Below are 13,191 nucleotides of genomic sequence, written 5' to 3' on the forward strand. Positions count from 1 at the left end.
GAAAATACGCAAATTTATATTGCAAAATCCTTTAAAAATACGCAAATTTGGAAGTTTGAGCTGTAGCAGCTCCCCAAAGTGGACTGTTTTGCAATTGTTAATTTCAAAGGTATATCGCAAAAGCACCTCTTCAATGAAAAAAAATCAGTTACTTTGCCCTATAATTTTAATCATTATTCAAAATATTATGACAAGAGAAGAGTTAAATGCTGAAAAAAAGGAAAGGGCTGAAGCCAGAATCAATTCAGCTCTCCAAACATTTGCTGATATGATAATCGCCAGAATGGAGACTATTGAAGCGAGCAACTGGAAGAAAGGCTGGACAGATGGTGAAGCGATGATAGGACTACCTCAGAATGTTACAGGAAGAGTGTATACTGGCAGTAATGCTTTTTTGTGTCAGCTTCACACAATGAAAAAGAACTATAAGGTTCCTGTCTATTTTACCCATAAACAGATCAGAGATTTGGGAGCTCATCCGAAGAAAGGTGAGAAAAGTATACCTATTTTCAAGTGGGGACTCAGTATTTACAATCGTGAAAACGGCAAGAAAGCCACTTTGAAGGAATACGACAGCCTCCCAAAAGAAGAGCGGGATGAAAAATATAAGGTTATTCCTTATCTTAAAATCTTTAAAGAGTGGAATATTGACCAAACCAATCTGGAAGAGGTGAATAAGGAGAAATACGATGTCCTGCTTTCCAAGTTTGAGACCAAAGAGATCAAGGACGATAAAGGTATGTACTGTAATGCCGCTATCGACCAGATGCTGGCTTCCCAATCCTGGGTCTGCCACGTGGAATATAACCAACAGAACCCTAGTGCTCTTTATAACAAGAGCAAGGACTTGATTATAGTTCCTCGCAAAGACCAGTTTAAGATCAGTGATACGCCAGAAGAAATCTATAAGGATGGTGAAGAGTACTACTCCTCCCTTATTCATGAGATGGCACATTCCACAGGTCATGAAAGCCGTTTGAACCGCTTAAATCCAGACGGAAAATTTGGCGGTTCGGAATATGCAAAGGAAGAGCTGGTAGCCGAACTTACGGCAGCCATGGTAGGCAGTGCCCTGGGCTTTGACAGCAGAATCCGTGATAACAACACCGCCTACATTAAGAGTTGGATGAGTGCTCTGAAAAAGGAACCGAAGTTTCTCCTGTCAGTCATGTCTGATGTCAATAAGGCTTCTGCTATGGTAATCGAGCACATTGACGAACAGCGCGTGAAACTGGGAGAAAAGGCTTTACTTGAAGGTAACTTAGACGGCGAGGAAGAGCGTGAAAAGAATGAAAAGGAGATGGAGAACCTTTCCAATGAGAATCAAGAGAATGCTCAGTTAGGCAATACACAGACTTTTGCACCTTCGCAAGTTGAAACCGCCCAAAATACAGAGGCGGAATCAACAGAAGAACAGGAGGAAGTAGAGTTGAGCCAACAGGAAAATTCCGAAGCCGAAGTAAAGGAATCAGCTATAAATGAAAATCCTGTAACTTCTGAAGAGAACGCTCTTTCCGGTAAGAAATACTTCACCATCCTGATGAACAGCTTCACCGATGGCGAGCATGAAGGTCATTCTGCCTTGGAAATCAAAAGCATCTCCGAGCTAAGAGATTACTTTAAGGATAATTCTTACGTTAGCGAGTGGATGAATAGCGCAAGTAATCGAGAACTCATCGAATCTGGAGCAGATAGACTTCCCAACATTCGGTATCCTCATCAGGAAGGCAGAACAATCCACGACATGAACAAAGCCTATGATCATCTCATTTCTCAATATGCAGCAGTCAAGTCAATGCGTACCAGGTTGCTATTCAGTACTGCTATTGCAAACAAAAAGGAAGAAATAGACATTCTAGATCATCGAATCAAGCAAATTACTCATCGTGTAGAACAGGCGCAAGCCATCATCTATGACTATCAAGCCAACATAAGCAGAGCTTATGGTAACAGATACTTTGAAGATGAGCATAAGTTTATTCCTAGAGCAGAATACACTGCAAGTATCTCTCTGGGGCAAGCAGCAACTTCTGAAAGACCAATTGATGAGAGCTACTATTACTCTTTTGCCCGATTCGAGTCTTCTGAGCGTACCAAGGCATTTGACAATCACCGTGAAAACGGCGAAAATGAAGCACTGCTTCATCTGGCAGAAATCATGGATGTGAACAACCTCATTGAATTGAATAAAGTGCGAAAGAATGCACCCAAAAATTCTGAGGACAAAGTTCTTGTTGAAAACAGTTCTTACGCTGTAACCTATAATCAGCAGAATAGTACATACGATCTTTTGCGCAAAATTGAAAAGGAAAAGGTTCTGGAACTTATTGGCGATATCAACGACAACGATGAAATCAAAGCATCTTCTGTTGACGTGCAGAAGTTGGCATACGAGGATGCAGCTCAGCAGATGGCAGAGTTTGCAGAGCATGAGCCACGTTTTCTAACCATGCCAAACAGAGAAGTACTTGACTTTCAGTATAACGAAGAAAGCAACCAGATAGAAGTTGGCAAGATGACCTCTGAAGGCATGAACGTACTGTATACATTCGACTACGATCTGTCGAGCAGTCCGGAGCATAACCTGTCCATTGCCCATGATGACCTTACTGGCCTGGATGATTTTCGGATGCTGAGCGAAGAAGAGGTTGAACAGAGAGAAAAGACAGCTCTCAAATGGCGAATCACAGACAATAAGCTGGAGATGCCGTCGGGAGATGTCCTTACGGTGGAGTATGACAAAGAGAAAGATACACTCAACGTTGCCTATACTACCGAGGACGGAAAGCCAGAAATTTATAGTACAAAGTATAATCACGAAGGAAGCACTACGAAGAATGTGGGCGACCTTTGGCAAAAATTTGCAAACATGAAGCAATATCAATCAACCAAAGAGGCTTCCCCTGAAAAAGAAAACAAGGAAAAAGCTTCTGTCACCCAGGAGAAGAAGGGTGATGTTTATTATTATTCATACGCCTACTTGCAATCAACAGATGATACGCAGGAATTTGACGATTTGCAGAAGAAGGGCGATTACAAGCAGATTCTCCAGCTTGCTCAAATGTATGACCAGGGCGATGCACTGGAGCAGAGTAAGACCTTCAAAAATGCCAAAAAGTATGGCAGTGATGATATCCTCGATGAGGATGACCATTATGCAGTGGTTTACAATAATGGAAATGGAGGAACCTATGAACTCATGCGTAAGGAGACAAAAGAAGAGGTTCTTGACAATATTGACCGCTATGGCTTGGACCAGGATGCTTCTGAGGATGTGAAAAAAGTAGCCTATGAGAGTGTTGCCAAGCAATTTTCCGGGATCAAGGCTCAGATACCAGCTTTCACCATGCCTAACAATGATGTCCTCTACTTCCAGTATAACCAGGAGAAAAATCAGGTAGAAGTGGGGCATGTTACCAATATAGGTTTGATGAAAGAACATACTTTCGACTATGATGTCAACCAGACCCTTGATGCCAATCTGGAAGCTGTCTATGAAAGCCTTCAGGAGAATGAGGAATACCAGGCTATAGAAGAAGACAAGGAAGAAGCCGAGTCTCTTGATGAAGACAACCAGGTAGAAGTTCCTCGTGAAGATAGCAATATCGAGACCGATGTTGCTGGCATGGCAAATCAGTTTGCAGCTGAAGGTATGCCGATGGAAGAGGCAGAACAGAAAGCCAAGTCCATTGCCGAGGAACAGCAGCACCAGGAGTATCACGATGAAGAGAAGCAAAAGGATGCCGAGCAGAAACTACAGCAGAAGAAGCAAGAGGAGCAGGCAAAGAAAGAAGAGGAGAAAAAGCCAGTAAGCCATGCTGCCCTGCTCTTTGCAGCCCTCGGTCTTGCTTCCGAGAAAAATGGAGTCTGGATGAACCGTGCCCAGCGTCAGCCGGCTGAGTTTATCCATTCCCATACCCCTGTTACAGCCTATAACAGCATCATGATGACTCTCAACACAGATGCCAACAAGTATAAGACCAACGTCTATACTTTCTATAAAACAGCAGCAGAAAATAATTTGCCAGTAAAAAGAAATGAGGAGAGTTTGAGATTTAATTGGGTAAACTGGGACTACCAGAACGTGATGAACCATGATGATATCATCACCCAGAAGAAATACGACACGCTCTCTGATGAAGAAAAGAGTTTCTATTCCAAACATGCATCAAGAGTGGTGGAACATATCTATAATGTCGACCAGACCATTATGAATGCTAAGGATCACGAAGCCTATGGCAACCTGGTGAAGACAAAGGGGGCTCCTTTCGTCAAGACAGAAGAGAAGACGGTATCTGTGCTGAAGCAGTATAACGACTATCAGAATAAATATCCTGACATGGTGATTCCGGTCAAGAGGAGAGATTCCTATGAAATCTATGGGGAAAAAGCCTCAGAAGTGGCTAAAATTCTCAACTTAGAAGTTGAAAAAAAGAAGATGGATGGAAAGGAAGTGGCTTTTATCTCCTTCCCTAGCCAGCATCTTGACACGTATCTTCCTAAAATTATCCGGGCAGGTAATCGCGTAGCCTTCTTTGATAGTCCGAAGGAAAAAAAGGTAAGCGTTCCTGTACAGGATCATACTGCCATTCTGAACAAAGCCTACTCCACCGCCAAGGCTGTTGCCGACCAGAGCGGCATGAAGTATGAGCGTATCATGGTTGTCCAGGATGCCAAATACGATAAGGAAGATGACAAAATCGTTGTCAGCGGTATGAGTGAGAAAACAGCCGATGAGAATCATGCCACACTGTATAAGGCAAATGATATCTACCGGGCTGTAGTTGCCGCTGTAGGCTCAGAAAACCGTCTTGACCGTTCCGGCAGAAACAGTTTCCTTCCGGAAGACGATGCCAAGCATGAGAAGTTGGTACAGGAGTTGGCTGCAGGTGTGCTGATGACACGCCAGGGACTTCCAGCCATCCTTTCCAAGGAAAGTGAAAAACTGGTTCCTTACTGGCAGCGAGAACTGACGGAAAACCCGAAGATGTTGGGAGTGCTGGAGCGTGATGTGAACAATGCAGTAGAAACCATCGACGGCATCCTTGCAAAACGAGAGGTGGACTATAAGAAAATCCGTGGACAAATACCGGGAAAAATCCTCACAGAGAATCCTGAGCGTTTCAGTATCAGTTTCTCTTTGGCAAAGCTTCCTTCCATAGAAACAAAGGAAATGGTTGTTGTATTGGACAAGAAGCACAAAACTGCAGATATAATCCTACCTGCTGGGGCTTCCCTTCAGGTAAACAATGAAGTACCGGGAATGAACAAGAAGAGAATCCTTACTGCCCTCGGTAAAATGGGAGTTAAGGAAGTGAGCTTCTATAATGCCGGTGGTGGATTGAGCCTTCATGAGTCAAACGACTATTACAAGGGTAAAGAGGTGACTGTCAGTAAACTGAAGCAATATGAATTGCTCACCCAACAAACCGTTGACTTGAAGGACAAGCTTGCCCCAAAGAAGGAAGTCAAGATTACCACTTTCGAGGCTTTGCCGGACGATATGGGACGCTATGCTTTCTTTATCAAGGCTGAAAACGAGCCGTCCTTTGCCGTATATCCGAATAAAGAGCATGTCAACCAGTTCTATTCCACCTTGAAGAGTGAGAACAGGGCAGTTGTTCACAACGCTCTGGCTAAGAAGTATTACGAGCTGGGAACCAAGCATCCGGATACCAGGGTGGATGTCATAACCCCTAGAAAGGTAGATATCGGCGATGCCAAGATTGAGCGCATCTGTATTACAGCTAAGCGCAACGATCCGAAGCAACACATTATCTTTGCTACCGTGAATGGAGAACGTATGCATGCCCCGGTTTCCAAGGCACAGTGGAACAAGATGTGGCTTTCAGAAGATATGAGTGACTACAAGCAACGCCTGGCGGCTGTCATCTTTGAGTCTTTCATCAAGAAAGAAGTGAAAAGTGATGTCCACCAACAAGCCTCTGTGAAAACAGAAGAAACTGTAAAGCAGGACTCCCCTGCCCCTGAACAGGAGCAGGAAGAACAGGTAGAGCAAACTTCCCATAGGGGACGAGGATTACATTAATTGATAAGAGTGCGCCTTTCGGCACACTCTTTAAACTCCAAAAAAGAATGTCACAACAGAACTTTTATGAGAAATATGCCCAGTTGGCAATAGACCAACAGATAAAATACGGCATTCCTGCCTCTATCACCCTGCAGCAGATGGCATTGGAAAGCGGTCATGGCAAATCCGACCTGGCAGCAAACTACAATAATTATTTCGGTGTGAAAGCCGGTAGCAGCTGGAAAGGTCCCACCGTTATGAAGGTGGATGACCACAGTTATCCGGAAGCATTCAGGGTTTATGGCAGTGTAGAGGAGAGCGTGGAGAACCATTCTAAAGTATTGATGGCTTCACGTTACAGAAAATGTTTCAACTACTCCTCTACCGACTATCAGAACTGGGCTATACAAATCAGGGCAGCCGGTTATGCCTCAGATAAGACCTATGCCCAGAAGCTCATCAAGCTTATCGGTGAGAACCAGTTATACAAATATGACCAGATGGCATTGGAGCAGGCTCGTCAGCAAGGCGTGGAGATTGGATATATGAGGAACGGCAAAGCCCCTTCCACTCCAGCCTCTACCCCTTCCAAGCAGTTACTGAATCCTCTTCAAGGAAATTGGGCATTGCCGATAGACCTAGCCCAAGTGAAGGTAACAGGACAGTTCCATGAATCACGTACTGGTCATCTGCATGGTGGACTGGATCTGTCAACCCAAGGAAAGTATTTCCCGGTGGCTGCAACGGAAGATAATGGAAAAGTGGTTGCCGTCCAACACAATAATGGTGCTGCCGGCAATATGGTAACGGTGGAATATAACCGACAGGATGGTACCAACATACGTGCCACCTATATGCATCTGAGCCAGATAGACGTGAAAAAGGGCGATATCGTGAATGCCGGTCAGCAATTGGGCATGTCGGGAAATTCAGGAAGAAGTAGCGGACCCCATCTGCATTTTGAAACCAGTGTCCAGAATCAGAATGGAGAGTGGGAGAAGTTCGATCCGAAGAACTATCTAGCAGAGATGGAGGTAAGAAGCGGCATCACCACTTCACTGGATAGAAACGGCAAAGACTATCTTGCAGAAGCACGTAACAGTATGGCATTGAATAACCAGCCTTCACAGCAGACGAACCAACAGCAAGACAGCAATATGGCACTTCTGGCTTCCATCACTAATTCCAACGACCCTACGGAATGGTTGAGCTATATGATGCAGCAGAATGGTGAAACGCTAGGTAGCGGTCAGGATATCATCTCCAGCCTGATTTCTTCCCTTTTCTCAGCCGCTCTCACTCTGGGCTTGAAGATAAGGAGCGAAGAACAAGCCGAAGCCGAAGAACTAGCTTTCAGCAAAGCGGCAAAGGTAGAAGAGACAGAAGAAAACAATGTAGTGAAAATGAGCCGAAGCGACGTACAGAAAATACAAGCAAATGCCAGTATGATGTTCGATGCAGAAAGTCCAGAGCAGGGTCAGCAGCAGAGCCAGCGTCTTGCTTAACAGAAAATTTATTAGATAACAAATAAACAAAAAATTATGATCAAGTGTAATGTAACAACCTGTGGAGTGATTACCAGTTCCGCAGAAGAGAAAACAAGTAAGGAAGGTGAAAAGTTCATTTCATTTTCCATGGTGGTACCTTTTGAAGGTAAGGATGGTACAGTAAAGGAGCAGTATATATCTGTTTCAGCACCAGGTGATGCACAAAGTGCAGCCAACTATTCTGCCGGAAGAAGAGTAACCGTTTCCGGTGTGCTTCATATCAGAAAGCACGACAGCAGCACCTATTTGAATCTCCGTACAGACACAAATATTGAGTTCAATGAGTCCACCACGCCAGACCGCCTTGTGGGCAGTATGGAGTTCAGAGGCAAGATTTCGAAGAAAGGTATCAAGGATTTCAACAGCAAGAAGGGTAAGCCTATGCAGTCATTCTCAGCTTTCTCTTCTGATAAGAATGGCGAGAACTATGAGTTTACCTGGGTAAGTTTCATCAATCTCTCCCCTATTCATGAAGAGTATCTGGCAGCAGATAAATATGTAGAGGTACATGGCGATCTCCAGCTAGACGTGTTCAAGGGAGAGTTGCAGCTGGAATGCAAGGTAAAGAGCATAGCACCTTGGGAACTGAATAAGACGGCAGAAGCAAATGCAGAGCAGCAGCCATCTTAAGCACTCCCTACTCCGTGTATTTTATGTGTTTGCAGTATTGGCAGTAGGTGTTTTAGGCATCTTGCATCTGCTGTTCAGGCATCACAAGTAATCATCCTAAGAGAGATAGCATGAAACTTTCAGGCTATTTCTCTTTACTTATGAAAATTATGGAAAAGGAAAAACAAAATATGATAAGCCGTTTCCTGCAGGGATGGGGACAGCTTTTTGGTGGCAGTAAAAATGCGCCGCAACCCAAACCATTCCCTGGAGACCGCTTCTTCTACCCAGAGGAATTAGCGTATCTTTCAAAGACAGGCGAGCCTCTTACCCAAATAGAAAAATGGGCGGTAGAAGCTGGTAAAAAGGCTTACATAGAAAGCTTTGGCTCTACAGCAAGACCCGGTTTCAATCATGTGCAGTGGCAAGGCGGCATCATGAGCAGCTATGTCAAGGGGCTTCCGGTTGCAGACAATGAAACCGAACAGGTAGCTAAATTGAAGGAGTTGAAGGCACAGAACTATATCCTGCCGGACAAACAGTTGGATATTATCAGAAAGTATGAGGCAAGAGACATTCTTGACAGACACTTCAAAACCAACAATGGAGATATCTACCATGTAGAAGGTTTAGAGACTGGCGACAAAGAAGAGCCAACACTCTCATTGATAAAATATACTCCAGACGATATCTCCGGGAAGAAAGAGAGCATCAACTTTGAAAAGTTCAAAAACGATATTCAGACTGTCTTTCATCTTTTATCCAGTAGAGAAGAAGCTGCTTTTAATGATAGACTTGCGGATGCCCGGGAAGCTAAAATACAGTATGAGATGATCGGACGTACCGTCTTGGATTCTCCAATAGCTATCACTGAAGGAAAAATACCTATTGAGCAGCAGAAGGCGTATGGTGTAGAGAATGGTATGTTTATACCAGAATCTTGGGGCATCATTCATGGTGGCACCCAAATAGCATTGAAGGGACACTCTGACAGAAATGAAGATAAAACCTTGGTTATTGACCATATGAATGCCTGCAACTATAAGGAATTACTGGATGTCATATATGATGGCGTTTACATACAGCGCGACAGCAAACTGTCTGCAGCTCTGGTTAAAACATTGGGAAACAAACTTCCCAATGGAGAAGCCTTCTACAAGATGCCTCGCAGTATTGCCCTATTCCATACAGACAAGGGTGTTGATATTGACAGCATACTGGTGGATAAGCAAGGTGAATTGTTTGCCCTGTCAAGCAATCATCATGTAGAACTCAGTCAGAATGATCTTCAGAAGATGAAGAATAGTCTCGTTATCAATGGTATCATTGAGCAAAAGGAATTAGAGAAGGATCTTATTGTTCCCTTGATGAAAGATTATGTGGAATCCCTGACCATAGCAGATGACATCCATTCCGGTGATATCGATAAACTTCCTGCCAATACAAGAATCAAGAGTCTTTGCAGACAAGAATGGCAGTTAGAACAGGCGTATAATCAATATGCAAATCATCCTGAAGATGAAGACTTTGCCAACCAGTATAAGGCTGAATGGAATGCTGCTTCTCTCATCTATACTCTTGAACTGAAACGTTTGGTGGATGCCTATAGAATCAATCCCGGAAAGGTTGATTTGGAGAAGAAGGCACGCTTTGACCGTTTGCATAAGCTTCTTCATTTTACCCCAAAGCCATTAAGAATGGAACAGAATCATTCCTTGGACGCTAGTAACAAGGTAGCTAAGGAAGAACAACGTCCTGCTAATGATGAACAGTTAAAAAGCAAGAAGGAAGTTGAAACACATATCCACCCTGCTGAGACTCCTGCTGCAGTTGCCGAAGAAAAGGTTAATATTGAAGACACAGAAGTTTCTGATTCAGAGGGATATGGTCGTTGGCATACTCCAGATATAAAGCAAAGAGAAGTCTATCTCCAATATGGTAAGCTGCTGGCAGAGAAACTGGCTTTGCAGCAAACCTACGAGAAGCTTCCTCTTACCAACAACAGAAGGAGTCTGCCAACCACCCTTGATAAAAAAGAGTATCAGGGAATCCATGCCTTTGTTCTTGCCCTCAACACGGAGAAGAACGGCTTCTTTATGCCGGTATACCTGACTGAAGAGGACTTGAAGAGTAAGAAGCTCCTTGTCAAAAAGGACGCCAGCAGTTTCCCTCTCATTGAAAAACGTGGAATCGTGAACGTCTATAACATAGAACAGACCAACTATGCCTTCCGCTATCCCCAGGAGTATGCTTCCCGGAAGAACGAGCTGCTTTCCGAGGAACAGGAGAATCAGAAGGAAAACCGGCTCCCTCGTCTGTTGCAGCCTGATAGATGGAGTTCTGCTATTGTCCAGGACGGCAAGCCAAACCTGGCATCCTACAACAGCAAAGAGGATGTCATTCATATTGGCAGCCAGGACCAGTATGATAAGGAAGATGATTTCTATAGAGATTTGGCAGAAGGACTCATCCGCAGTACAAGACAGAAAGAAGCCCGAAATACCAAATACAATGCATTGGTAAAGGAAGAGCTGATTTCCCTTGTAGGAGCCAATATGCTCGGACAGGAAAACCGTTTCAACGTTACCGTTCCACAGCAGAGTGCTATCTGGAAAAAGAGACTGCGCAATGACCCGGATTATGCAAGAGATGTTTTGGTCTCAGCAAGTATCTCACAGGCATTGGTAGAATCACGCATATCAGGTATAAAACCACAGCTAGGTAATGAGATCGATATGCGCTCAGCCACACCCATCAATATCGACTCCGATGGAAATGGAATAGTGGATAGCCAGGAAAATCTTGTTGCCGATCAGAAACAGGGCAGCAATGAAAACCAGGAACAGCAGGCTGAAGATTCCGTCAGCCACCATGTCAGGCATGGCAGACGATAAGTAAAAAGATAAGGTGGGGAAAATCCTCACCTTATGACAAAAATCACAAAACTATTTACCTAGTGGATTGTAAAGTCTAAAAGTTGCATAAAACAACATCCATTTTTGTTGATATTGAATGATGCAGTATATATATATTACCCAACTTTTAGACTTTACAGACTACTAGCCATTCCACATATTATTACCTCCATAATGGTTCCATTTCCCATCCCTGCGGAAAGCCGAGAGCTTTTAAGTCAATTTCAGGAAAACGAATGAACAACCATGTTAGTTTGGACTGCATATCATTATTGGGGGATATAACATTAAGAAAGTACTTGATGATGCACAGATCGAAGTAAGCACGCATGGAATCTGTTGGTAGCGTTATCCATTCTCTTTCAGGACTATTTGGAATCGCTGGCTGAATAGCATTCTGTTTGTTCCATACTCTTGAATGATGACCACAGGCATTTCGAGTAACAGCAATAACTGTAAGCCATGACTCAAACACATTGATAGGCAAACCAAAACGTTTAGCTATGCGTTTGCGTATGCGATTTTGTTTGATGTTACGATAAATAGCATTGACATTTCCAATAGTAAGCAGCTCGCCTAAAATCCACGATGGTGGATATGGCTCAGAATAGGTTCGCTTGAAATGAAGAACAAACTCCTCCTTGGATTTGCTGTATTCCTTGGATATAGCTCGCATTGTTTCATTAAACCTGGAACTATCCAAGAAATAAGAAGAGTCAGTAAGCCAAAAAGGATTGCCCGTCATATCTGCTGTTATTTGCATTACTGCCCGTCTGATAGCAATTTCAATCTTTTCTATCTCATTGAACATAAGTAGTCTCAGTTTCTTGTCAAAGCGATAAAGCATCATCACTTTTTTGAAGGTTGAACCTTCCTTGTACAAATGTGCTGTCTTGGGCATCTTCAACAAAGGATACATATAAGCAGACAATCTGTAGTAACCAATATTGTCAAGATACTGTATAGCTTTGTTTCTATCATAAATCTGTAAACCTCGTGATTCAAGCAAATTAACGAGATTTTCTGAAGATTCAAACCGTTTTGTAAAGGGTATAAGATTTGCCATGTTCAAATGTTTATAAACAAAAAACGCCTCGCACGATTTGAGCATTGTTAAGAGGCTTGGCGAGGACTGACGCTGCAAAGATACGAATAATTATTGAAAACACAAACTTTTTAACAAGAAAATTCACAAAAAAGTAGGTTTCTTTAATATATTTATATTTAAGAATGTTAAATCTCTCCTTAAAACATACTTTGCTACCCAAATAAAGTAAGGCTAGTCAATTAAAACATTAACATAACGTTCCCTTACCTCCAAGAGATAAGGGAACTCGAAATAAACATATATTATAATAAAAAGAGGATTACTACCCCAAAATATCTATCGTGGCATTGGAAATCAGCGTTTCCATGTTTTGTAATGTTGGTGAAGCCAGTTTGAAAGATGTGCCGCCGATGGATCCGCAGACGAAATCTATCGCCAACCACCATTTCTCAACAGTAGCGTCATCAGTATCTGTTTCTTCGGCACAAAGATGCCTGTCATCAGAAGTAGGATTATTGTATCTCCACAAAGCTATCTTAGCTGCAGTAGTATTGTCAGCAAGAAGAGAATTGGTCATTTCGACATCCTGCTTCCACTTTTCATAAACTTCTATCGAGCTTTGAGAAATAGCAGGAGTAGCCTCTTCTTCCATTTCATTCTCCTCTTCCATTTTCAACATCGCAATGCTATCATCTTCATCCAGGTATCTGGCGGCAGACTCTACGCTGTCTTCCAGACCATGGTCTTGAAGATAACTGTTGTAAGCATCCAACATTTCCTGAGAATTATCTGTTCTCAAATACTTCACACCTCTGTTGTGTGTGACTCTTATATATACGGCATAGAATCCGTCATTTCTCTGTTTCTGTACTACTACTTTAAATGTTGCCATATTCTTCTAAACACGTTCTAAACATCAATATAAATTTCTCAAAAACATTTCTAAACAAAGAGTATCATTTGTATCATTTTAGTGCTACTATTGATATAAACGAATTAAGAGGAAAGCCCTTAAAATAAGGACTTTCCTCTTAACCTATT

Annotated in this window: 6 protein-coding genes; 4 read left to right on the plus strand and 2 right to left on the minus strand. The window is 42.8% G+C overall.

Annotated features, from left to right (window positions below; translation table 11 throughout):
- The first annotated feature begins 187 nt into the window (after positions 1–187).
- The 4 genes from KUA49_RS12855 (at position 188) to KUA49_RS12870 (ending at position 11,081) form a co-directional block, all read left to right on the plus strand.
- Positions 188–6,049 carry a zincin-like metallopeptidase domain-containing protein gene (locus KUA49_RS12855; protein WP_256624746.1) on the plus strand — a complete coding sequence of 1,954 codons (5,862 nt, stop codon included), beginning with the start codon at positions 188–190 and terminating at the stop codon, positions 6,047–6,049.
- 47 nt (positions 6,050–6,096) lie between these two features.
- Entirely contained in the window at positions 6,097–7,536 is a 1,440-nt protein-coding gene (locus tag KUA49_RS12860; protein WP_218411615.1) for a glucosaminidase domain-containing protein, read from the plus strand.
- A gap of 36 nt (positions 7,537–7,572) precedes the next feature.
- A complete protein-coding gene (locus KUA49_RS12865; protein WP_218411614.1) occupies positions 7,573–8,208 on the plus strand; it encodes a single-stranded DNA-binding protein in 636 nt (211 codons plus the stop codon).
- Between the two features lie 149 nt (positions 8,209–8,357).
- Positions 8,358–11,081 (plus strand): ArdC-like ssDNA-binding domain-containing protein, encoded by a 2,724-nt coding sequence (locus KUA49_RS12870; RefSeq protein WP_218411613.1) that lies wholly within the window; start codon positions 8,358–8,360, stop codon positions 11,079–11,081.
- Positions 11,082–11,265: 184 nt separating this feature from the next.
- On the opposite strand, the gene KUA49_RS12875 is transcribed toward KUA49_RS12870, so the two are convergent.
- Positions 11,266–12,168, minus strand: a complete 903-nt coding sequence (locus KUA49_RS12875; RefSeq protein ID WP_119226802.1) for an Abi family protein — start codon at positions 12,166–12,168, stop codon at positions 11,266–11,268.
- Between the two features lie 304 nt (positions 12,169–12,472).
- The gene (locus tag KUA49_RS12880; protein WP_218411677.1) at positions 12,473–13,042 is read right to left on the minus strand and encodes a hypothetical protein; all 570 of its coding nucleotides are present in this window, start codon (positions 13,040–13,042) and stop codon (positions 12,473–12,475) included.
- Between the last annotated feature and the right edge of the window lie 149 nt (positions 13,043–13,191).

Source organism: Segatella copri (genome assembly GCF_019249655.2).
Classification (GTDB): Bacteria; Bacteroidota; Bacteroidia; order Bacteroidales; family Bacteroidaceae; genus Prevotella.